Annotated in this window: 16 protein-coding genes, 1 other RNA gene and 1 pseudogene; 7 read left to right on the top strand and 11 right to left on the bottom strand. The window is 69.0% G+C overall.

Annotated elements, in window-relative coordinates; translation table 11 throughout:
- Positions 1 to 66: 66 nt before the first annotated feature.
- The 5 genes and pseudogenes from ABZ016_RS00865 to ABZ016_RS00845 all read left to right on the top strand — a co-directional run bounded on the left by ABZ016_RS00865 (position 67) and on the right by ABZ016_RS00845 (position 3,218).
- A complete protein-coding gene (locus ABZ016_RS00865) occupies positions 67 to 633 on the top strand; it encodes a Uma2 family endonuclease (protein WP_356914378.1) in 567 nt (188 codons plus the stop codon).
- Between the two features lie 24 nt (positions 634 to 657).
- On the top strand, positions 658 to 1,497 hold the full coding sequence (locus ABZ016_RS00860; RefSeq protein WP_356914377.1) for an AraC family transcriptional regulator: 840 nt from the start codon (positions 658 to 660) through the stop codon (positions 1,495 to 1,497).
- Between the two features lie 19 nt (positions 1,498 to 1,516).
- Positions 1,517 to 2,296: pseudogene (locus tag ABZ016_RS00855) on the top strand (EamA family transporter); the annotation flags it as partial.
- Positions 2,297 to 2,411: 115 nt separating this feature from the next.
- Positions 2,412 to 2,816, top strand: an RNA gene (gene rnpB / locus ABZ016_RS00850) — RNase P RNA component class A.
- A 96-nt stretch (positions 2,817 to 2,912) separates the two neighbouring features.
- A complete protein-coding gene (locus ABZ016_RS00845) occupies positions 2,913 to 3,218 on the top strand; it encodes a hypothetical protein (protein ID WP_356914376.1) in 306 nt (101 codons plus the stop codon).
- Here ABZ016_RS00845 and ABZ016_RS00840 read toward each other — a convergent pair.
- From ABZ016_RS00840 to ABZ016_RS00790, 11 genes are all read right to left on the bottom strand, one after another.
- A complete protein-coding gene (locus ABZ016_RS00840; protein WP_356914375.1) occupies positions 3,190 to 4,608 on the bottom strand; it encodes a DUF6177 family protein in 1,419 nt (472 codons plus the stop codon). The genes ABZ016_RS00845 and ABZ016_RS00840 overlap by 29 nt on opposite strands.
- Positions 4,605 to 8,582 carry a type VII secretion protein EccCa gene (gene eccCa / locus ABZ016_RS00835; RefSeq protein WP_356914374.1) on the bottom strand — a complete coding sequence of 1,326 codons (3,978 nt, stop codon included), beginning with the start codon at positions 8,580 to 8,582 and terminating at the stop codon, positions 4,605 to 4,607. The genes ABZ016_RS00840 and eccCa overlap by 4 nt, the downstream gene beginning before the upstream one ends.
- Positions 8,579 to 9,670: a hypothetical protein gene (locus tag ABZ016_RS00830; RefSeq protein WP_356914373.1), complete on the bottom strand. Its 1,092-nt coding sequence runs from the start codon at positions 9,668 to 9,670 to the stop codon at positions 8,579 to 8,581. Before ABZ016_RS00830 ends, eccCa begins: the two co-directional genes overlap by 4 nt.
- A 15-nt stretch (positions 9,671 to 9,685) precedes the next feature.
- On the bottom strand, positions 9,686 to 11,068 hold the full coding sequence (gene eccD / locus ABZ016_RS00825; RefSeq protein WP_356914372.1) for a type VII secretion integral membrane protein EccD: 1,383 nt from the start codon (positions 11,066 to 11,068) through the stop codon (positions 9,686 to 9,688).
- Between the two features lie 16 nt (positions 11,069 to 11,084).
- Positions 11,085 to 11,375, bottom strand: coding sequence for a hypothetical protein (locus ABZ016_RS00820; protein WP_356914371.1), 291 nt, complete (start codon positions 11,373 to 11,375; stop codon positions 11,085 to 11,087).
- A gap of 57 nt (positions 11,376 to 11,432) precedes the next feature.
- Complete coding sequence (locus ABZ016_RS00815; protein WP_356914370.1) at positions 11,433 to 12,272, bottom strand: pentapeptide repeat-containing protein; 840 nt, start codon at positions 12,270 to 12,272, stop codon at positions 11,433 to 11,435.
- 22 nt (positions 12,273 to 12,294) lie between these two features.
- A complete protein-coding gene (locus tag ABZ016_RS00810; RefSeq protein ID WP_356914369.1) occupies positions 12,295 to 15,081 on the bottom strand; it encodes a hypothetical protein in 2,787 nt (928 codons plus the stop codon).
- Complete coding sequence (locus ABZ016_RS00805; protein ID WP_356914367.1) at positions 15,078 to 15,470, bottom strand: DUF6507 family protein; 393 nt, start codon at positions 15,468 to 15,470, stop codon at positions 15,078 to 15,080. The genes ABZ016_RS00810 and ABZ016_RS00805 overlap by 4 nt, the downstream gene beginning before the upstream one ends.
- Before the next feature lie 40 nt (positions 15,471 to 15,510).
- The gene (locus ABZ016_RS00800; protein ID WP_355836965.1) at positions 15,511 to 15,822 is read right to left on the bottom strand and encodes a pore-forming ESAT-6 family protein; all 312 of its coding nucleotides are present in this window, start codon (positions 15,820 to 15,822) and stop codon (positions 15,511 to 15,513) included.
- An 82-nt stretch (positions 15,823 to 15,904) separates the two neighbouring features.
- The gene (locus ABZ016_RS00795; protein WP_356914366.1) at positions 15,905 to 16,237 is read right to left on the bottom strand and encodes a hypothetical protein; all 333 of its coding nucleotides are present in this window, start codon (positions 16,235 to 16,237) and stop codon (positions 15,905 to 15,907) included.
- Positions 16,238 to 16,756: 519 nt separating this feature from the next.
- On the bottom strand, positions 16,757 to 18,595 hold the full coding sequence (locus ABZ016_RS00790; RefSeq protein WP_356914365.1) for a DUF262 domain-containing protein: 1,839 nt from the start codon (positions 18,593 to 18,595) through the stop codon (positions 16,757 to 16,759).
- A 336-nt stretch (positions 18,596 to 18,931) separates the two neighbouring features.
- On the opposite strand from ABZ016_RS00790, the gene ABZ016_RS00785 reads away from it, so the two are divergent.
- The gene (locus tag ABZ016_RS00785) at positions 18,932 to 20,116 is read left to right on the top strand and encodes a serine/threonine-protein kinase (RefSeq protein ID WP_356914364.1); all 1,185 of its coding nucleotides are present in this window, start codon (positions 18,932 to 18,934) and stop codon (positions 20,114 to 20,116) included.
- 106 nt (positions 20,117 to 20,222) lie between these two features.
- Complete coding sequence (locus ABZ016_RS00780) at positions 20,223 to 23,255, top strand: helicase-related protein (protein WP_356914363.1); 3,033 nt, start codon at positions 20,223 to 20,225, stop codon at positions 23,253 to 23,255.

The raw sequence follows: 23,255 nt of genomic DNA, 5'->3' as shown, positions 1-23,255 counted from the left end.
GATCCCGCGTACGTGATCCGCGCCGTGCCCCAGTCTGATCGGTGACGGAAGGGGAGCATCATCGGCATGGCGCAGGACCCGTACACGCAGAAGCTGCTGCTGGAGTGGTTTGTTGAACTGGACACTCCGGAGGGCTTCCGCGCCGAGTTAGTGGAGGGCGAGTTCGTTCTCACCTCGCTGCCGGACGGTCACCACGAGCGCTGCCTCAGCCGGATCGTGAGCCAGCTCCACCGGCGCTCCGACTTGGACGTTCAGTTCTCCGGGAACAAGGGGCTGAAGCTGGGGAACGCGGACGGACACCCCCAGGACCATGTGATCCCAGACGGCACGGTCGTGGCCCGGGCCCCACGGCTCTTCCGGGGCGCGCCCCCATGGATGCCCTGCCAGGGAGTCACCATGGTGCTGGAGGTGACCTTCACCAGGCCGGAGATCGACCGAGTGGCCAAACGTCGTTGTTACGCCCGCGGCGGCATTCCCTGCTACCTGCTCGTGGACCGTGACACCGACTCGACAACGCTCTTCACAGAGCCCGAGCAGGGCGACTACCTCCATTCCCGCACCGCGGCCTTCGGTAGACCGCTCACACTCCCTGAACCCTTCGCCTTCGACCTGGACACCACGGACTTCCTCTGATCCCCTGTGGGCGGGGGGTACGAGGTGAGTACACGGCAACGCATACGCGAGCAGACTTACTGGACCCGGGCACGACTGGGCCGGTCCGGCCCGCCGCTCGACCTCCTCACCGCCCACTTCGACCAGCACGTCTACGCCCCCCACGCCCACGACGAGTTCACCGTCGGCGTCACGGTCGGCGGCTCAGAGGTCATCGCCTACCGGGGCGGACACATCCACTCCTACCCCGGCTCGATCGTCGTCCTGGAGCCGGGCGAGATGCACACCGGCGGCCCGGCCGCCGCCGACGGCTACGCCTACCAGGCCCTCTACGCCACCCCGTCCCTCCTCACCGACGGCACCCTCGGCGGCCTCCCGCACTTCCGCGACGCCGTCCTGCACGACCCGGAACTGGCGGTGGCGCTGCGCGCCGCCCACACCGACCTCAGCGCCTGCCCCGACCCCCTGGAAGCCGAATCCCGCCTCCCCTGGCTCCTCACGGCCCTGGCCCGCCGCCACTCCACGGCCCGTGCGAGCGAGGACACGGTGCCCGGCGCCGACGGGATCGCCAGGGTCGTACGGGACCGCCTCGCGGACGAACTGCTGGACCCCCCTTCCCTGGCCGCCCTCGCCACCGACCTCGGCCTGTCCCGCTACCAACTCCTCCGTGCCTTCCGCACGGCGACGGGGATACCGCCGTACGCCTGGCTCGCCCAGCACCGCGTGACCAGGGCCCGCAGCCTCCTGGAATCCGGCCTGCGCCCCGCCGAGGTCGCCGGCCTCGTCGGCTTCGCCGACCAGGCGCACCTCACCCGCTGGTTCCGCCGGGTCCTGGGCGTGACCCCCGCGGCCTACCGCAACAGCGTTCAAGACACGGCGGGCTGACTCGGCCGAGACTCACCGCATGACTGCACGCGGCTGGTTCCTGTTCTCCCTGATGGGAGTGGTCTGGGGCGTCCCCTACCTGATGATCAAGGTGGCGGTGGACGCCGTGTCCCCGTCCATGGTGGTGTTCACCCGCTGCGCCCTCGGCGCCGCCCTCCTGCTCCCCTTCGCCCTCCGCCAGGGCGGCTTCGGCCGTACCGTGCGAGCGCACTGGAAGCCGATGCTGGCCTTCGCCGTCATCGAGATCGTCGGCCCCTGGTGGACTTTGACCGACGCCGAACGTCACCTCTCCAGCTCCACCGCCGGACTCCTCATCGCGGGCGTGCCGATCGTCGCCCTCCTCCTGGCCCGCTTCTTCGGCGCCGAGGAACACGTGGGCGCCCGCCGCATCACGGGCCTGGCCCTCGGCCTCGCGGGAGTCACCGTCCTCACCCTGCCCCACCTCACCGGCGGCGACGCCCTGTCGATGGCCGAGGTGCTGGTGACGGTCGTCGGCTATGCGACGGCCCCGCTGATAGCGGCCCGGTACCTCAAGGACGTCCCGACGCTCCAGCTGATCACCCCGTGCCTCACGCTGGCCGCCGCCGTCTACGCCCCCGCGGCCTTCCTGACCCGGCCCGCCACCATGCCGTCGGGTGAGGTCCTGGCCGCCCTCGCCGGCCTGGGCGTCATCTGCACCGCGATCGCGTTCGTGGCCTTCCTGGAGCTGATCAAGGAGGTCGGCCCGACCCGGGCCGGCGTGATCACGTACGTCAACCCAGCGGTGGCGGTCGCCGCAGGTGCGCTGTTCTTGGATGAGCAGCTGACACTGGGCATCGGCGTCGCCTTCACCCTGATCCTGGCGGGCTCGGTCCTGGCCACGGCCTCGGCGCCGAAGCGGGAGATCCGCCGGGTACCATGGTCCACACGGCAGACGAGCCGGGCGGACGGCCGCGTGGAGTCCCCCTGACGGGGAGCTTCCCGAGGAACGTCCGGGCTCCACAGGGCAGGGTGGTGGCTAACGGCCACCCGGGGTGACCCGCGGGACAGTGCCACAGAAAGCAGACCGCCGGGGACCTCGGTCCTCGGTAAGGGTGAAACGGTGGTGTAAGAGACCACCAGTGCCCAGGGTGACCTGGGCAGCTAGGTAAACCCCACCCGGAGCAAGGTCAAGAGGGAGCACCTCGGTGCTCCTGCGCGGACGATCGAGGGCTGCCCGCCCGAGTCCGCGGGTAGACCGCACGAGGCCGGTGGCAACGCCGGCCCTAGATGGATGGCCGTCGCCCCGACGACCGCGAGGTCCCGGGGTACAGAACCCGGCGTACAGCCCGACTCGTCTGCCCTTTGATCCTGGCCGGGGATTCCCTCCTGGTCGGGGCAGTTCGCGTGTCGGAGCGCACCCCGCCTTCACCTCGGACGGTGTGAGGCTTACAAGCATGTGTCACCCCGACCCGGGGAAGCTCCAGATCTACGCCGTGGAAGCCATGGCGCCTCTGTCGGCCACGTGCATCGTCCGCTGCGTGGGCGGACTTGTGCGCCCTGGCCGGCGTTTCAGCATCGGGTCCGCAGATGAGGTCTCAGGTGAGCGCTTCCACATCATGCTGAACTGGATCGACCGTTATGAGCATCGAGTCGACTACTTCGACCCGCCCCACAGCGCGAGGGTTCACTTTTCGGGGAGCGGGGCCTTCCTGTTGAAGAAGGGCCTGACGATCATTTCCGTTGATCGTGTTGTGGGGTGAACAGGTGGCGGATCAGGCGCTGGAACAGGCTCCAGGTGTCGGGGTCGGTTCCGTCGCCCATCGGGTAGTGGAGAGCGGGTCTGCCTTCGAGGCCCAAGCGCGTGGGCGTGGGGCCGAGAGGCGGATGCCCGGCGTGAGACGGCCCGATGGCCTCAGTCTCGCCGCTGCCGAGCGTGAATGCGACGGGAACGGGCGGGGCTTCCAAGGACGGTGGGACCGTGAGATCGCGGCGGGCCGCGCGCAGTGAAGTGAGCAGGGTGACGAGGCGGTGCTCGGTGTCGAGTGCGGCCGCGAGTTCCTCGACGGCGTCCAAGGGTGGCTTCTCGCCGTCGCCGTAACCGATGGCAAGGGTGATGTCCTCCTCGACCCCGGCCGGTGTGCGCAGCACGCGGACGGTTGCCAGGGCGGGCCGGCCGGGCTGGCCGACGGCGACGAGCCAGGTGGGTTGAGGAGCGCGGGAGCGGGCCAGATCGGTCAACTGGCGGTTGGACCACGGAAGGTTGACCGGTTCGGCGGTGCTCCAGCCTGCGGGCGGGGCGCCGGTGAGGTGTTGGAAGGCGGCCTCCAGGCCACAGCCGAGGACGAGGTTCTCGTCGGCGGGGTGGCGGGTGCGCAGGGTGAGGATCAGCTGGCGATCACCGGTGTCGAGGGTGGGCGCGAAGGCCCCGGCGACTGCGGTGGCGCCGGTCTCGTCGGGTACGGGGGTGAAGGTGCCGTTCTTCCAGTGGAGTACGGCACCGGACAGGCCGTCGTAATAGCCGAGTTCGGGGTCTTGGACCACCCAACGGTTGGGCAGGCCCCGCATCGCGTCGCGAGTCGGCAGGGTGAGGCGTGCCGTGGGCGGGGTGACGATCTGCAGGGCGCGGTCGGTGCTGGTCGCGGTGCGCAAGGCGTCGGAGAGCCAGCTGGTCATGGCGATCAGGGGCCGGTCCTGGATGACCACGGCGGTCGTGGCCGTGAGGACGTCCACGGCAGGGCTGCCGGTGGCCGGGGCCGGGATCGCGGAGACGTCGGTGGTGAGAGGGACGACGTCGGTGGTGGCGGCCTCCGGGGGCCATACCGTCCCGCCCAGCACGGTGGCCAGCCGTCCGGCGAAGGAGCCCGCGAGGCGTGCCGCTTCGGCGACGGCGGTCGAGGCGCGGGCCTCGGTCCACCACACCGGCCCGTCCGCGACCGTGTGGTCCAACAGGCGAGAGGTCTCGCCGGGGACCTGGACGAGGATGGGCGCCTCGACCGATACCAGGGAGCGGCCGTCGGGACCGCAGAGCTGCACGACCGCGCCGTCGGCCGTGGTGTTCACGCCGAGGTCGGGGCCGCCGGCATACAGGCCCGCGAGCAGGGTCGGCAGGTCCGGCATCTTGGGGGTGAGAGCGATGACGTCCTTGGTCACGGGCCTTCTTCGTCTGCGAGGGCGGTCTGGATGAGCCGGTGGGGACGTCCGCGGCGGACGAGTGTGCCCCGGCCGGGCGGCTGCCGGGACGCGAAAAGGCCCGGGAACAGCTGGCCTTCGGTGCGGTCACCGGTCATGACGAGTGCGGTGGTGCCGGTTTCGCGCAGCGTCGTCAGGAGGGGCTCGTAGAGTGCCCGGGAGGCCCCTGCGGCGCGGCGGGCGATGACGAAGTGCAGGCCGATGTCCTGCGCGGAGGAGGCGTAGGGCAGGAAGGGCGCCAAGGGCTGCTGGCCGGCCGTGGTGAGGATGTCGTAGTCGTCGACGAGGATGACGATGCGGGGCCCCGTGAAGGCAGGCTCGCCGCTCTCGGGTGCATCGGGGTCCGCCGTCTCCGGCAGGCGCTTCTCCAGTTCGGCGGCGATGCCCGTCGACAGCGCGTTCGCGAGCTTGGCGTTGTGGGCGTAACCACCGCGGTAGGGCTCGGGGACCACACCGCGCAGACCGCGTCGGGGATCGTAGACGCCGAAGACGAGTTCCTTGTCGCCGTACCGTTCCACGAGCTGGGTGGCGATGAGCTTGAGCAGGTTGGTCTTGCCGCACTCGTTGTCGCCGAGGATCAACAGGTGCTGGTCCGTGCCGAACAGGTCGAGCAAGACCGGCGCGAGGGTCTCCTGGTCGACGCCCACGGGGATCGCCGTCGGTTCGGTGGCCGGTGACGGCAGCCTGGCCGCGGGGAGCCGGGTGGGCAGCACCCTTACGGGCGGGGCGAGTTCGCCGTGCCAGGAGGCACGGACGGTGCGGGCGGCGCGTTCGAGAGCCGGACCCAGGTCGCCGGTCTCCGGCCTGCCGTCGATGCGGGGCAGAGCGGCCTGCGCGAACAACTTGGCGTCGGTCAGGACGCGGCCGGGAGTGTCGGGAGCGAGAGTCTCGGAGAGCTTGCGGTCGATGGAGGAGTCGGCAGGGTCGTTCAGACGCAGTTCGACGCGGGTGCCGAACATCGACTGGGTGGCTACGCGGACGTCGTTCCAGCGAAGCATCCCGGCGACGACGTGGATGCCGTAGCCGCCGCCGCGCTTGAGCAGATCGGCCACCGCGTCGTCGAGGTCGGCGAACTCGTCGCGCAGTGCCCCGAAGCCGTCGACGACCAGCACGATGTCGGTGGCGGCCAGTTCGGGCAGTCGTCTTGCGGAGCGCAGGCGGCGCAGGTGGTCGACGGAGTCGATGCCGTGCTCACGGAAGACCGTCTCGCGTGTCGCCAGCATGCCGTGCACTTCGGCGACCGTGCGGGCTGCCCGTTCGTGGTCGGCGCGGGAGGCGATACCACCGACGTGCGGCAGCCCGGCCAGGGCGGACAGACCGCCGCCGGACAGGTCGAGGCCGTACACGGCGACGTCGTACGGGGTGTGAGTGAGGGCCAGGGAGAGGACGAGGGTGCGCAGAAGAGTGGTCTTGCCGCACTGCGGCCCGCCGATGACGGCTGCGTGCCCGCCGGCGACGGTCAGGTCCAGCTGCCACGGCTGCTGCCACTGTTGCGCCGGGTCGTCCAGGATGCCGAGCGGAACGTTCATCGGGCCGCTCGTGTGGGTGAGGCGCACGCCGTCGGTGTCGGCTCGGAGTGGGCCGGCCGCCCTGTCGAGGGCAACGGCGTCAGGCAGTGGGGGCAGCCAGATGCGCCGTACCGGCGGCGCCGCGGTGGCCAGTTGGCCGACCATGACGGACAGGACGGTCGGGCCGGCTTCCCGGTGGGTGGCGACGGCCTCCTCCACCGCCTCGGTCTCTCGAAGGGTGTTGTACGCCGGGTAGAGGTGGGCGAGCGGCCTGTCGTCCTGTTGGTCGCGCTGGGCAGGTCCGCGGTAGGGGCCCGAGACGTACCCGGCCTTGAAGCGCTCGTACGTGGACGTGTCGACCTTGAGATAGCCGAAGCCCGGCAGCGGCGGAAGGTGGAAGGCGTCGGTGGTCTCGAGGACGGTGCGGGACTCGTCCGCGGAGAAGGTACGCAAGCCGAGCCGGTAGGAGAGGTAGGTGTCCAGGCCCTTGAGCTTCCCGCCCTCGATGCGCTGGCTCGAGAGCAGCAGGTGAACGCCGATGGAGCGGCCGATGCGGCCGATGGACAGGAACAGGTCGATGAAGTCCGGCTTGGCGGTGATGAGTTCGCCGAACTCGTCGATGACGACGAACAGGTGGGGGAGGGGGACCAGATCGGGGCGGGTGGTGGCGCGCAGGGTGGCGTAGTGGCCGATGTCGGAGATGTTCCCGGCGTCCTTGAGGACCTGCTGGCGGCGCTTGACCTCGCCGGCCAGGCTGGAGTGAACGCGTTCGACGAGCCCGGCCTGGTTCTCCAGGTTGGTGATCACACCGGCCACGTGGGGAAGCTCCGAGAAGGGGGCGAAGGTGGCACCGCCCTTGTAGTCGACCAGGACCAGGGAGAGGTCCTCGGGCGAATGAGTGGCCGCGAGGGCGAGGACGAGGGTGCGCAGCAGTTCGCTCTTGCCGGAGCCCGTGGCGCCCACGCACAGTCCGTGCGGGCCCATGCCGAGCTGCGAGGACTCCTTCAGATCCAGCAATACCGGCTCGTGGTGGTCGGTGAGGCCGATGGGGACACGCAGGAAGTCCCGCTCACTTCGGGGCGCCCACAGGCCGTGCAGGTCGAGATCTGCCGGGTCGTCGATGCCCAGCAGCGCGGGGAAGTCGACCGGGCCGGACACGGGCGTGCCCTCGGCCACCGACTCGGCCGACAGCCGCAGCGGGGCGAGCATGCGGGCGATCCCTTCCGCGCCGGCGGTCGTCACCGCGTCGACCGTTCCCCGGCCGGTGTTCCCGCGCAGGTCGTCCACGGTGATTTGGTCGCCGTCGACGGTGATGCGCACGCTGATCTGATCGGGCTCGTGCACCTGCTGCTGGAGCAGGTGCAGCACGGTGACACCCATGTCCGGCAGCCCGATCGCCGAGTCGGGACGGGGGAGTTCTGCGGCGTTGCCGCCGTAGGAGTCGCTGATCACGAGCATGCGGGAGGCCAGGCGCAACGCCTCCTTGGTCCTGCCGGAGAGTCCGCGGCGTACCTCGGCCGCGTAGGCGGCGCGCTGCCGCAGGTCGGATCCGCACAACCGGGCCAACTCGGCGAGGCCGGGGGCGATGCGGCGGGCGGCGACCGGACCGTGGTACGTCTGTGGGTCGAGGACGTGGGGCAGCCATTTGGTCCAGGCCCACTCCGGCTCGTCGCCGGTGCCGAGGGCGACGGCGACGGCGACATCGTCCGGCGCGTGGGTCACGACCGTCTGCAGCAGCAGTGCGCGGGCGACCTGGAGGACGCCGTCGCGGTCGCCGATGATGCTGACGTCCCCCGCCCGGTCCAGCGGCACGGTGAGGGGGAAGTCTGTTGCCGTGCCGAATCGGCCCTGCAGGGCACGTGCCTCGTTCAGCATGAACGGGTCCGGTGGGGTGAGGACGCCACCCGTGCTGTTCTGGGCGATGGTCAGCTCATGCGCCGGTACGTCACCGGTTCCGGCCCTGACCGAGAGGAAGTCGGCGTCCGGGCGCCGCCGCTCCCACAGCCTGGCGGGATCCCGGACCAGGTCGTACAGGGCCTCGGGCGGCGGGTTCAGCTCGCGCGCCGCCTGCCGCCGTTCCCGCTCGGCGGCACCCAGTTCCTCACGCAGCTCCTCCAGGTACTCCAGATAGCGCTCACGCTGCACGCGCCGGGTGCGCTGTGCCTTGCCGCGCTGGGACAGGAACAGCGCCACCGCTCCGAGCAGGGCGACGACCAGCACGATCGCGCCGATCGCCGCGAACTGGCTGTTGCGGATGACGGTCATCAGCACGACGGAACTGACCACACCAGCCATGGGCAGCAGGGCGGTGGCGGCGTTGCCGACTTTGCCCTCGGGGAGGTTCGGGGGTGCCTCGATGGTGTGGGGTGCGGCGGGATCGAGGGGGCGGGTACTGCGGGCGGGCCGGTGGGTCACCTGCTGGGTCATCGCACCCTCACCGCCCGCTGCATCGCCTCGGCCGCCAGGCGGACGGCCGCGTCCCGGGTGCTCCGGCCCAGCATGGCGGTGTGGATGGGGCCTCCTTGGGCGAGATGGCGGTCGTAGGGCAGCAGGACGACGGGCACGCCCGGCTCGCGCAGGTGCGCGGCGGCCGTCTTCGGGTCGAGGGTGGTGTCGGGGGAGTTCGCGCTGAGGGCGACCACGGTGGTGGCGAGCGCGGAGTGCGGCAAGTGGCCCAGCCAGTCGAGGACCTGGCGGGTGCCGTGGATGCCCTCGGCGGTCATCGGGGCGACGACGACACGTGCGTGGGCGGTGTCCATCGCCGTGCGCGCCACCTCGCCGGGCAGGGTCTCGCAGTCCACCACCGTCACCGCGAAGTACCGGCGCAGGGCCAGCGTCACCGTCCGGTAGGTGTGCATGTCCATGGGGGCGCCGACCCGTCCCTGACTCGCGGGCAGCAGCCAGCCACCGTCGGCGACGGGCACCAGGTAGCCCGTGATGTCCGTGAGCTGCATGGCCGGCGTCAGGATCCGGGCGAGGTCGGCGCAGCACCAGCGCACCGTGTCCGCACCCATCCGCACCGGGAGCGTGCCGAGGGCACCGTCGGCCTCCAGGGTGAGCACCGGATCGTGCCGGTAGTGGTTGAAGGTACGGCCGAGCAGGGCGGAGACCGTTGACTTGCCGACTCCGCCGCGGATCGAGGTGACGGCGATGACGCGGCCGGTGGTGACAGGATGCTGCAACTCCTCGGCGAGCCACGTCTGTTCGGCGACCTCCTGGCCGGCCGAGGCGGTGAGGCGGCGCAGGGAGGCACCGGCCCGGCGAGCGGCCGAGTCACCGTGCTGCGGGTTGCCCAGCGCGATGGCGAGGCGGGGGTCGACGGTGGGGTGGGATTCGGGGGCCGGGGCCGGGACTTGAGGGACGTGCGTCCGGCGGGGGGCCGGTGCCGAGGGAGGCGTGGAGTCAGGTGTGCCGGAGACGGCAGCCTGGACTTCCGGGTGCTCGGTCACGGCAATCGGCTCCGGGCCGGTGAGCTCGCGCAGCACGTCGCGCTGCCAGTCCCCGCCTCCTGTCACTCCGGTCACCCTGTCCTACGCGAAGGTGCCGAGCAGCCGCCCGTACACCCCGAACACACCGATCACCAGCGGGAACTGGGCGATCACGGCCACGGACTCCAGCAGGTCACCGGCGCGCCGCAGCCGCACCCGCACATGCTCGGCCGGTTCCACGGCCAGCACTCCTAGAGGCACGACGGCGAGCAACCCGAGCACGGCGACAGGCCCTGCCGGTGCCGAGGCATGGTCACCCCACACCACGGCGAGCCGCACAGCGACCACGGCCGCCGCCACGAGCAGCACCACGACCTCGGCGGTGAGCGGATAGGCCCGCGCCCGCAGGGCGAGCACCACCATGACGGTGACGGCGAGCGGCACGCTCCACACCGACACGGTGCCCAGCACGAGCACACCGGCCGCACCCGCGGACACGGCGAGAGCAACGGTGGCCAGCACCAGCCCACGGTGGGTGGCCGCGAGGGCCGTGCCCACCCGGTACCGGCTCACCGACACCCCGCCCGTGCGACGGTCGTCCAGACCGGTCAGGCCTGACGCCATCAGCGCGAGCCGAGGCAGCATCCCGAGGACGACGAGGGAGACGACGGCGAGGAGCGCGCCCACCCGGGTTTGCTCTGCTGCTGTGCCTGCCCCGCCCTGCAGCCCGAGAGCTGCTTCCCATGCCACAAGGCAACCGGCGACAGCCCCGGCACCGATCAGCGCCCCGCGTCCGAAGGGCGTGAACTCCCCGGCGAGCAGCAGCGCGAGCGTCACGGCCCCCGCGACGCCCACCAGCCGCACCGCACCGCCCCAGCCGTAGGCGTCGGCGCAGGTCCAGGCGCCCAGCACGGCCAGGGACGCGGCCGTGACGATGAGGGCGGCGGCGAGCGCCTGCCGCCGGGCCCGCCCGAGGAGGACACCGGCCAGGGCACATGCGGCGGCAATGACGAGAGCCCCAGCGCCGACCGAGGACGGGGGGAAGGAGCCGCGGGCCAGGAACCCGGCGGCCAAGGCCCACAGGACTGTCGCGCACCCGGCGACGACACGCCGCGCCGAGGGCTGCCACCGCCAGGCCCGCACGCCGAGGTCGTCGGCGACTTCGTCGGTGACGTCATGGACGACGGGCGCGGATGGGGCGTCCTCGGCCCGCACGAGCCGCAAGACGGCCCCGTCGACCACGCCCGCCGACTCCAGGGTGCTGTCGTGCGCGAGCGCGGAGCCGTCCGGTGTGACCAGATGCCGCAAATCGGGCCGTTCCGCGACACGGTCGTCCAGAAGCCGCATGATCTCCGGCAGCAGAACCCCGACGGGCTCCCGCGAAGGCAGCACGAGGTCGACCCGACGCCGCTCCCCGACCAGGGTGACCCGGCTGAGCGCCGTACGGCTGCTGGTCGCCGAACGACTCAAGGACCCCGTGGACATCACGCGTTCGAACCTATCACCGAGAAGAAGAGGCTGAAGGGGCGGCAGTGCTGGGGGAGTTCGGACCCGAGGACGGCACGGACGCGCCGTACGGGCTCTTCCCGATGACCCGATGCGACACGAACGACCAGCCCACACACCCGGCGCACATCACGGCCGCGATGACCAGGCCGGCGAACACCTTCCCGACCCGCTCGTCGAGCGACCGCCGCTGGCGCTGGGCGCCGAAGAGGAGGGCGTCGCGGAGGCGACGACGGCGGACGGAGACCGATTCGAGGAGCTGGTTGTCGTAGTCCTGGGCGGGCACGGCTCTTTGCTGTCTGCCTTTCGATTCCGGGTGTCATCATCGCGCCTGTCGGGTCCGCTATTCGGTCTGTCTCGTTACGTCTTCGATGAACGCGACCGCTTCCGCTTCGCTGATCTCGGCGTGGTCGACCTCGTTGTGCCCCATCTGGTAGAGCCGAAGATACTCGGTCGGTTCCCAGCGAAGGTTCCTGGTGAACGCCTCGTCATGCGCTACGCCGTTCACCATGCGGCGCCTGACGAGACCTTGGGGATTGCTGCGGGAGTAACCCTCACTGAACTTGGCGTAGTAAGTGATGGCACCAGAGCGTGGAGTGAGAACACGTACTTTCGCTCCCCGGCGGTTCAGCCACCGCTCGAGTTCCAGCCCGTCGATCTCGCGTTGCCTGCCTGCCTGACCGATCGTGGCAGGACCGAAAAGAGTGCCGGTGAGTCCATGTACGACGGTGTGCTCGTCAAGCACTGCCTTCACGGACGTCTCACGCAATGACACGTCTGTGAGGTCAGCGCCCTCCAGTCGTACGTCGATCAAGGAAGCGCCGTGGAGCTTGGCAGCCCGCAAGCGAGCCGACCGAGCGTCGACCGCCCACAGGCTGGCACTTCCCAGATCTGCATCGTCCAGAGTGGCGCCCCGAAGCGAAGCCTCGTCGAGTTCGGCTTTGACCAGCGACGCGCTTGAGAGGTTGGCCTCGTCGAGTACAGCGCCTTCCATGTGAGCCCGGTAGAGGTCGGCGCCGACGAGTTTCGCGCTCCGGAGGACCGTCTGCGTCATGAGTGCCATGGCGAGGTCCGCAGCCGACAGGTCGGCCCGAGACAGGTCGAGGGCAGAGACGTCCAGAAGCGACTCCTCTTGCTCAGCCCACTCCCGCAGAGCAGCAGCGGCCTCCGCGTCAGGTGGCATCACCCGGACCACTCGGCCTACGTCACGGATACCAGACAACTCGATCACTCCACCCGTGCTGCTCGACGATCGACTTGACATCGTCGATCGCCGCTTGATTGGCATTGCGCATGTCGAGGATAACCATGCGCCCCCTGGTGACGATCTGGTCCTCCAACTTGCGCACCCACCCCTGATTGTCCGCCGGGTTGTAGGCCCCCTTGAACGGTAAGGACTTGTCGCGGACATTGTTCAGTGGAGGCCAGTCCGAGTGTACTCCCTTGATGTCATAGAATTCTCCGGTGCTCGGTGAATAGAGGTCTCCTTGATTTGCTCCGGGGGGTCGCTGAACATCGGTCGGCACCTTCCCGTTTTCGCGTAGGTCAAGCGCGACACGGGCTTCGTCCATCTCCGACGGTTTCACCTTGCCCTTGTGGTCAGGGTCTTGCTTCAGCTGGTCGAAGTCTTCGCTGTACTGCCGCGCAAGATCGTTCAGATGTGCTTCGTGAGATGCGCGCTTATCCGCCGTGAGTTCCTGCGGCGGTCCGTTTCCATGCACTGACTCGTCGCCGTGTCGCCCCAATCCGACGTCGGGAGCGTCGGCGGATCCTGGGCCGTGTGGGTCGGGGCCGAGTCGGATCGATTCGGCCCCATGAGGCACAGGCACCCTGTCGAACAACTCATTCTGCGCGGCCTGAATAGCGGCGAATTCATCCTTGGAGATGCCGGGGAGGCGCCCCTTCTCGTAGAGCACGTGAGTGTCCATCTTGGCGACAAAACTCTCAGGGGTGTGGAACTGCACCTCGAAGATTTGTCCAGTCGAAGGATCTCGCCATGTGGAATTTATACCCTTGTACCCCGAGCCCTCCCAGGTGTTCTTGAATGTGACATTCTCGAACCCTCGCGAGCGCAGGTCGTCGACTGCCTGCTGCACACCCTGTGAGTAGTGCCTGGTGGGAACCTCAACCGTGTATCGGAGGGAGTCTCTGATATTGGACAGAGCCCGTTCCGGTGTCAGGCGGGCGTCCTCGAGCAGGGCCGTGGCTACTTTCCGCTTCAGGGATTCTTCGCCCTTGAGGCGGTACTCGAGACCGTTGAGTTTCCCGTGCTCGACGCGCCCGGCAGCTGCTTGAATCGCCTCTGTGATGCGCGGCTCGGTCGCCAGTGCGCGGTCGATGAACTGGCCGGCGGCAGCGTTCTCCTCCGGACTGAGCCTCAGACCCCGCGGCCCCTCCCAAGAGCCATCGGGAAGATTGCCCCGAGGCTCTACGGGACCGTCGGGCAGACCTGATGAACCTCCGCCGACCGGCGGGCCTCCGGCGTCACCGCCACCACCGCCCGACCCGGAACCGTGCGAGTGTGCGTTGCCTGTCCCCTCCGGGATGTCGTGGCTATGCCCTGAGTGCATGTCGCCGGCGCTTGTGAGCTCCTGACTTGACTGGGGTGGCACAGCGCCATCCGTATGAGCCGTGGCTTCATGAGCGCGGGAGCCGATATTGACTCCGGCGAGTTCCCGCTCACGTACCGGCGGTGCCTCCACTGTCCCGGAGCGGTCCCGCAGTGGAGCGTCGCTGACGACCTTTCCGTCCTTGAGGACGACGAATTCACCGTCCTTGAGGACGAGGACCGAGCGTCCCGAGGCGTCCGAGAACTCCAGGACGCTGTGCGGGGTGTGCAACGCGGGCACGTTGTTGACGCCGCGCAGGCTTTCGGTCACCTGGGTGATCCTCGGGATGGCATGCCCCGTCACCTTGACCGCCGCGCCCAGCGGGTCGATGACCTCGCCGACCTTCGCGACCGTGGCAGCCGTCTTGGCCGCAGCACCGGCCTTGCCCGCCGAAGCGACCTTGAGCGGGCCGGCGCCAAGCGTCAACCCGTTGAAAACGACCGTAGCTGCGGCACGGGACGGGTTCTCGTCCCACATGTCCCAGGCGACGAAGCCCTTGGCGAACTCCTTGGCGTAGCCCTTGCTGTCCTGGGCGAAGTCGGTCGCGAAGATTCCGGTGGGTTTCTTGCCGCCGGACTCCATGAGGTAGGTCTCGGCCCCGACCACCGCCCGGACCAGGCCTTCCCAGGCTTGTCCGGCGTTGTCCGAGCCGTGGAAGCCAGTCAGGGTCGCGAGGCCGTCGATGGTGCCCCAGACGTTGTCGACGATGATCCCGTCCCAGACGAAACTCTTGGCGTAGTAGCCGAGATCGTCCGGGTCCCACCAGTCGTGCGACTGGGTGACCGGCGTGCCCCAGGGGAGTTCCTTCGCCTGGTCCAGCACCTTCGCGCTGTAGCCGTAGAGTTCCGCGCCGCGCGGTATGAGCTGCTTGGCCCCGGTGTTCATCACGTACTGCGTGCCGCCGACCAGTGCCGTGATCTTGTTGTTGCAGGCGATCTCGGCAGCGGCGAACTGCTCCTGCGCGACGTTCACGTCATGCATCAGGGCCTGGTGCTGCGAGACCTTGTCCGCGTCATCGGTCCAGTTCTCGTCGAAGGCCCCGCTGTCGGTCTTCAGCCCCGCGACGAACGTGGCTGCCCTGCTCTGCAATTGCTCCAACCGCTTGGCGATCGGCGCGACTTCGGCCGCGTACGTGTGCAGCGCGTCCGCCACCGTGGCGACCTTGTCCCCGAAACGGTCGGCGGCATCGCTCACCGGCTTGGTGGACGCGAAGAGATCCTCCGCCTCCGGCGCCTGGTAGAAGGCCGACAGCCCCTGAAACTGCCGATGCGCCTCCCCACCGGCTTGGCGGATGCCGTCCGCCTCCTTGCGCAGGGCGTCAGTGTGCTGTTCCAGCTGGCCGAGATCGCCGGTGAACAGCGGGATGGACTCCGGCTCGATCACAGGCGACCGGCCTTCCAGCCCGCCGGCATGTCGGGTCTGATGAGTCCGGCCGCCCGGTGCTGCGCCTCCGCAGCCATCTCCAGGTCACCGTTCTGGTACGCCACGGTGGCCTCCACCGCGCCGTTCACCGACTTGCCGACGCGCTCGCCGATGAACTTCAGCTCGTCAGCGGTGCCTTCCATGAACTCCGCGAGCGCTGCGGCGACCAACCCGGTCTGTCCCTTGTGCTCACCGCCTGCCCCGCCCGGAGCGAGCGTTCCGGCCGATGTGGCCGCTCCCTGCACATCATCCGAGTACGCCTGGACGATCTCGTCCAGGACCTTCATGACGTCGCCGACGTTCGAGACCACACCTTGGACCCCGGACGGAGAGATGTCCCACGCAGGCATGCGTCAACCCCCGTTCCCTTCCCCCTGTTACTGCTTGACGTCAGCCGATGTTGTCGACGGCCGCACGAGCCTTGGCCAGGGTCGTCTGCGCGGTCCCGTCGTTCTGCTCCATCGTCGTGCGGACCAGGCGGATGATCTCGCGGACCTCACCGGCGGCGCGGTGCCAGCGGGCCTCCTTGCCGTGATACTCGTCGGCCACGCCGTCCGCGGTGAAGTCGGCCATCGCGGCCTTCACCGCGCGGTCGCGGTCACTCAGTACCCGCTCCAACTGCCCGATGACGCTGTGCAGGCTGATCTGCACTTCACCGGAAGCACCGGTGTCGTACGAGCGGCGGTCCTGGTTCTGCCCCATGGCTGAATTCCCCCTGAAAACAATGGTGGTGAAGGCGGCGTCGGGTGGACGGGCGCATGCGCGCCGCCGTGGGCCGGCGCGGCTACCGCGCGCCGAAACGAGCCGCGTCGAAGTTGGCAGCGCCCATGTTCTGGTGGGCGTTGTCCTCCAGTTCCACGTCACCGGTGCCGAACGCGGTGTCCATGCCCGACTGGCCGCCCAGGATCGCGCTTAGCGAACCGTTCAGAGCAGCCGTGATCTCGTCGGCGTTGAGCTTGAAGGTGTCGAACGCCGCCTTGCCCGCGCCGTTGAACTTGCCCTCCAGTGGCTCCGCCGACTGGATCAGCCACTTGATCAGCGTGCCCAGGTCCTCACTCGACCCGACGGTGCTCTTCCCGAGCTCCGACAGGGTCGTCGACCCCATGTCGAACTTCATACCCCTACCCCCGTAAGCGTGTTGCGCAGTGGCGATGCGCGATCACTGCAGCGTACTCACACGTCACGTGTGCCTCAGAGTTCGTCGAACATCCTTCCGTACCGTGCGTTGCGTGCGCAACGCAGAAGAGGCCGAAGTGGCCTGATCTCGTACGTGGATGGCCGTCGTCTCGAACTCCGGGGACAGAACCCGGCGCACAACCCGACTCGTCTGCCTCTGGGACTCTGGAGTGACGGACCAGCAGATGCGGACCCAACTTGTTGCCCAGCTTCGGAGACGTGCTCGCCAAGCTCAGGAGTTCAGACCCCGCACGCGCCTCTCCCTGCCCCGGGACCACGTCGAACCCGGCTCTGGCATTCTGCCGCCCGATGAACACTGGGCGGTCAGCGCGGACATGCGGGGCGGCTCCGCAGCCTCGCTCACTGGGCCCGCCGACCGAGCGGATGTGAGGTCGGCCTCGCCGACAGGTTCAACCCATTCGGTTTTCAGCAGATGCCGGGCGGGTCCTCCGGAAGGCGTTCACGCGTCCTCGGTGTCGTCCAGTGCGTCCAGACTCGGGCCCTCATCGTCCCCGTCCCACTCGTCGTCGTTGATCACTTTGCCCATGGCGGACGAGATGTGGTTGAGCAGTGCCGCTCTGCGGGCGGTGAAGAATCCGTCGAAATCGTCGGATGCCATCATGTTCACATCGGCCAGGTGTGTGCGGATGCGTCCAGCCATGTCCTCGAAATCAGTCTCGGCGGACTTCTCAAGACGATCGAGGTACGAGGAAGGAGAAGTGCCGCCGATGATTCTGTTGGTGCGGGCCGTCAAAGGCGTCTTGTTGACGATGGAGTTGTAGACAGCGGGGTCCAGGCCAGACTTTTCACACCACGCTTTGGGGAAGATGTGGTGGATGTCGATAGACTCGTCGAAGTATCCGGTTACCTCCGCCTTCTCCCCAGTCCGCCAGTCGACGGCTCCGGCTTTCAGTAGCAGGGCATAGATTCCTTTGTAAGCTGCACTGTTTCGGGTTCGAAGCGTCAGCAGACGTCCCGGGGAGAACTGGGCGGCAGTCACAGTGCGCGGCTCGGTGGGGGTGCCGCGAATCCAGTCGACGACATCGGGCAGGTCCTGGCTGAAGCGAGTTTCTGTTGACCCTCCGTACAGTTCCCCGAACACCCCGCACCAATACCACCGGGCAAGTTTTTGCTGGGCTCCCGCGGTGTGGGCGGCATCGCCGGCCAGCGCCAGGATGGCGGCTAGCGGAATGAGTTGGGTGCCGTACGGCAGGAATTTCGTGTCGAAGAGGTACTGCTGATGCAGGAACTTAGCAGCCGTCTTGAACCCGGCGATGACGGACGGTGAAAAGCGCTTGTAGTCATCCAGGGACAGGGCAAGCATGTCCTTGCGCTTGCACCCGATCCGAGGGAGTCGCTCCTCCTCTGTCCCTTGCCGCTGTTCGGCCTGGCGGCGTGCTGCCGTAGCGAGCAGGGTGACTGCCTGGAGGAAGTCGGTGTTGGACACCTCGCGCAGGATGCGGTACTCGGGCGCCCTCCAGGCTGCGCGACATTCTTCCTGCCAATGTCGGCGCAGATCGAACTCCTCGGCGGCGTAGGTTGCAGTCAGGAGCTCGAAAACGGTCAAGGTTACGCCGCCGGTGTTGACTTTCTCGAATACCTGGCATACGGCCTGCCGAGGAGTGTCCTGCCCCAATTCGATGACAGGGACATGGTACAAGTCGAAGGGGCGGATGAATTCATTTCGGAAAGCGCGCCACAGGCTGCGCTTGGCTTTGTCGTCTCCCCAGTAGTCGGTGAATTCGTCCCCCCAGTCGCCATTGTCGAAGACTGCGTTCAGAGGAAACATGTGATGCTCGTACTCAAGCTCAGGCTTCGAGTAGTCTTCGATGACTTCCCTGCGGAAGTTGAGTACCTGACGCCCCGCTGGAAGGAATCGGATCGCTTCTTCCCGGTCGTCGTTCTCTTCGAGCGCCCTGCGCATGTCGACGTAGAACCATCCGGATACCTGCTGCTTACGCATATCTTGGGTGACCACCGGGCGGCGGAGCTTCAACGCCTGGAAGAGGGAGGTGAGGCGCTGCTGCCCATCCAAGATCAAAGACTCGGGTTCCGGTTCGCCGGTTGGTGTGGCTCCCTCGATCGGGCGGTACTTGAATCGAACGTTACCGCCGGCCCTGAGCAGCATCACGGTTCCGACGGGATAACTCAGTGAAATGGATGCGAGAAGGCTGGCGATGTTCGGCCACGGCCAGACCCAGCCACGCTGGAATTCGGGGAGCTGTGCCTTGCCTACTTCAACCTGCCTCAGCACGTCGCGCAGCGGGCGCTTGTCGATGCTGAACGCCTCGTCGGCCACACAAGCTCCTTTGGGGCAGTGGTCGCGCTCGCGACCTAGATCCACGTTCTGTCAACGCTACTAGCTGCACGAGCTGTTGAGGGCCGCGTTGCGGGAGAATCCCTCTGGCTGATGTGGCTGGCGCTGCTTGTTGTGGCGAAAGGCAGGAATCTCTCCGTAGGGCATTGCGGACGGTGTCGGACTCAGTGTCAGGGGGCGACTCGGCGTCGGCGTGGCTGGGAATGGCCCGCAAACACGCGGGCCAGGGTGGGCTGAGCCTCGTGCATAGACTGATTCCGGTCCAGGGCGGCTCATGTCCGGAGCGGCGCACACAGACCACAGGGGGGGCAGAGCACTGTGGAACCACTGAGGGACGAGGACCCGAAGGAGATCGGGGGCTTCGCCCTCGTCTGCCGGATCGGATCCGGCGGCATGGGGCAGGTCTTTCTCGGCGAGTCCGCGGCCGGGCATCAGGCTGCCGTGAAGGTCATCAAGTCCTCCGTCCTCGACGAGGACACCCGCGCCCGCTTCCTGTCCGAAGTGGACAGCCTGCGCACGGTGTACGGGCCGTTCGTCGCGGCCTTCGTAGGGGCCGACGCGGACGCCGATCAGCCGTGGCTCGCGGTGGAGTACGTTCCCGGACCTGATCTGCGTACCTTCGTCGCCGATCATGGCCCGCTCCCGCTCGCCGAGACGGCCAGCCTCGGGGCGCTGCTGGCGGAGGGTCTCGGCACGGTGCACGACGCGGGACTGCTCCACCGCGACCTGAAGCCCCAGAACATTCTGCTGTCCCCATACGGCCCCAAGGTGATCGACTTCGGTCTCGCCGTGCTCGCGGAGCGCCGCACCACCCTGACGGCGACCGGGTTCGTCGTCGGCAGCGTGCTGTGCATGCCGCCCGAGCAGGCCCGGGGCGAGCACCGGCTGGACCGGCCGGCCGACGTCTACGCGCTGGGTGCGGTGCTGCTGTTCGCCGCGACCGGGCACTACCCCTACGAGGGACCGACCTGGCAGGCCATCGCTCTGAAGATCGAGGACCCGGCCGCTCTTCCCGACTTGACGGACCTGCCGGCGGAGCTCGAGCCCCTGGTCACGGACATGCTCGCGCTGGACCCCGGTGCCCGGCCGGCTCTGCCCGAGGTCATCGAGCGTCTGGTGCGTGTCATCCACGAGCAGGGCCTGACCGCCCTCCAGGCCAAGCGCCGCCTCACCGACCTGACCCCCGAGATCGTCGTGCCCCAGCTCCCCGCACCGGTTCGCGAGCCCGCGCCCGCGGCCGGCGTTCCCTCTTACGCGCCGGCCGCCGCCGATCCAGCGGCGGTTGAGGACGATGAGCAGGCGAGCGGAGCCGAGCGGCACGACCTCGACGACGAACTCGGCGGGCAAGACCCAAGCGCCGGTCCCCCCGCCCCCCGGGGCGTCGTCCTCGGACGGGACGGAACCCCGCCCGGAAGCGGCAGGGCCACCGGCGTCCGCCCCTCGGCACCCCTGCGGATCGCTGAGCGGATCCGTGCCGCGTATGCCCGCGAGGCGCGCTTCTGAGCTGCTCGGGTTCGCTTGCCGAAGCCCGCACGGCCCCCTCGGCTCGCGTGACAGACTTGCGTTTCGCAGGACCGCGCGACGAACGGGAAGACTTAAGGGGCCGCAGGTGACCGACCAGGGGGCGACGCAGGACGGGACCCGGTTCCCGCCGGGAGCGCAGATCCTCGTACGGGACGAGGAGTGGCTGGTCCGCAACACCACCACGACCGACCACGACGGGGAGCGGATCGAAGCGGTCGGCGTCTCCGAGTTCGTCCGGGACGAGGAGGCCGTCTTCTTCAGCGGCATCGACCGCGTGGAGCTGCTCGACCCGGAGAAGACCCGCCTGGTCCCCGACACCTCCTCCTACTTCCGGCGCAGCCGGCTGTTCCTCGAAGCCGTCCTGCGCAAGACGCCGTTGCCCCAGTCGGAGCGGGGCCTCGCCCTCGCCGACCGCTTCCTGCTGGACCCGCTCGTCTACCAGCAGCGCCCCGCCGAGCTCGCCCTGTCGATGCGCAACCTCCGCCCGAGGGTGCTGATCGCCGACGTCGTGGGGCTCGGCAAGACGCTAGAGATCGGCCTGACCCTCGCGGAGCTGATCCGCCGCGGCCGGGGCGAGCGCATCCTGGTGGTGACCCCGCAGAGCATCCTGGAGCAGTTCCAGCACGAGCTGTGGACCCGTTTCTCGATCCCCCTGGTGCGGCTCGACTCCCTCGGCATCCAGCGCATCCAGCGGGAGATCCCGGCGGGCCGGAACCCGTTCACGCACTACAAGCGCGTGATCATCTCCGTGGACACGCTCAAGAACATCGGCCAGTACCGGCACCACCTGGAGCGCATCCGCTGGGACGCCGTCGTCATCGACGAGTCGCACAATCTCATCAACCCCGGCAGCCAGCGCCGCGCCCTCGCCGAGATCCTCGCCCCGCGCACGGACGCCCTGCTGCTCGCCAGCGCCACCCCGCACAACGGCGACAAGCGTTCCTTCGCCGACCTGATCTCGCTGCTGGACCCGGCCGCCATCGCCGACCGCGACCACTACGACCCGGCACAGGACCTCGGCCACCTCTACATCCGGCGGACGAAGATCAGCCCCGAGGTGCGCGACGAGATGGGGACGGAGTGGCCCGACCGCGGTCCCACCGTCTCCCTGCACTGCGCCGCCACGGAGCCGGAGGAGCGGATCTTCGCCGAGCTGGCCGAGCACTGGCTTCCCGCCGTGCCGACGAGCACGGAGTTCGGCACGGCCGACCAGGACCGTACGTCGGTCGCCACCGAGCAGCTCTTCGCCTACCAGTTGCTCAAGACGTTCCTCTCCTCCCACGCCGCACTAGGCGAGACGGTCGACAAGCGTCTCGTCTCCCTCGGTGAGCGGGTCCGCAAGGCCGAGGAGAAGGGACTGCGGCCGGACCCGGCCATCGCCCCGGAGCAGGCGGCCCTGGCCCGGCTGCGGGAGATCGTCGCCGGCATGGGCGACGGCACCGCTCCCGGTGACTCGGCGAAACTCGACGCGCTCGTCGAGCAGTTGAAGGAGATCGGCGTCGGCCCCCGGTCCACCACCCGGGCCGTGGTCTTCTCCGAACGCGTCCGCACGCTCACCTGGCTGGCCGAGGTCGTCCCCGCCCGTCTGGGCTTCCCGGTGGCGGCCGACGGCACATCGAAGGCCGTCACCGTCATGCACGGCGGCCTCAGCGACGACGAACAGGCCAAGGTCCTGGAGGCGTTCGGCCTCGCCGACAACCCGGTCCGGCTGCTGTTCACCGGGGACGTGGCCTCCGAGGGCGTCAACCTGCACCGCCAGTGCCACCACCTGATCCACTACGACATCCCGTGGTCGCTGATCCGCATCGAGCAGCGCAACGGCCGTATCGACCGGTACGGGCAGAAGCACGAGCCCCAGTTCCGGGCGCTGATCCTGACCTCGGCCGTCCCCGGCGCCAAGGACGACCGCACGGTCGCCGAGAAGCTGCTCCGCCGCGAGGAGGAGGCGCACAAGCTGGACGGCACGGCCGAGGCCGTGTCCGGTCTCTACCGGGCCGAGGAGGAGGAGCGCCGGCTCATCAAGGAGCTGGTCCGGGGCGGCACGGTCGAAGACTTCCTGGAGGCGGGCCCGGCCGACGACACCGCCCTCGCCGACCTGTTCGGCCAGGTGGACACGATCACCGAGCAGGAGCTGCCCGCCCGCGCCGAGCTGATCTCGCTCTTCGAGGGTGACACGGCCGCCTTCGTCGACACCGCCCTCGATGTGGTCTACGAGGAGCGCGCCGAGGACCTGATCGGCCTGTCGTCCGGCACCGACGCCAAGGGCGGCGCGTACTTCTCGCTCTCCCCGGCCAAGGCCCCCGACCTGCTCCACCGCCTCAAGGCCCTGCCGCCCTCCTATCTGAAGGAGCAGCGGGTCGCCGAGCGAATGCTGGTCACCTTCGACCGCGCTCTCGCGCAGCGCAAGCTCACCGAGGCCAGGGACAGCAGCACCACCATGTGGCCGGAGGTCTCCTTCCTCACCGACATCCACCCGGTGGTGGAGTGGCTGACGGACAAGGTCCTCGTCGAGTTCGGCCCCCAGGAGGCCCCGGTCATCACCACCCCGCACGTCGACGGGCCGGTGTTCCTCGTCCAGGGCATCCACTCCAACGCCCTCGGCCGCCCCACGGTGGTGCGCTGGATGGCCGTGACCGGGCTTGCCGCCGACGGCGCCGGGACGCCCGAGGTGCGTCCCATGGCGGACGCGCTGCGGGACGCGAAGGTCGGCCCGCGGCTCGCCCGCACCGGCGGGCCGCGCGACCTGGACCGGCTCCAGGCCCTCGTCCCGGCCGCCGTCGCCGCCGCCCGCGCACACCTGGACGCCGGACGGGCCCAGTGGGAGGAGCGGATCAGCGAGCCCCTCGCCGCCTACCGCGACCATGTGGCCCAGTGGCGCACCGAATCCCTGCTGCCCGGCATCACGGGCCGTCGGGAACGCCTCGTCGAGGAGACCGCCGACGAACTGGCCCGCCTGCTGGACCAGTTGCAGACCACCGGCCGCCCGCTGCTCCGCGTCCTGGCCGTCCTCGACCGTCCCGGCGACCCGGACGCCACCGGCGCGGACGACGACACCGGCTCCTCGGGCGGGCCCTTCGCATCCGACGCCCACCCGTCCGACGCCCAGGCGGAGAACTGA

It is taken from the genome of Streptomyces sp. NPDC006372 (assembly GCF_040612515.1).
Lineage (GTDB): Bacteria > Actinomycetota > Actinomycetes > Streptomycetales > Streptomycetaceae > Streptomyces.
The sequence above is the reverse complement of the archived record's forward strand: the minus strand, read 5'-3'. Positions and strand labels throughout refer to the sequence as shown.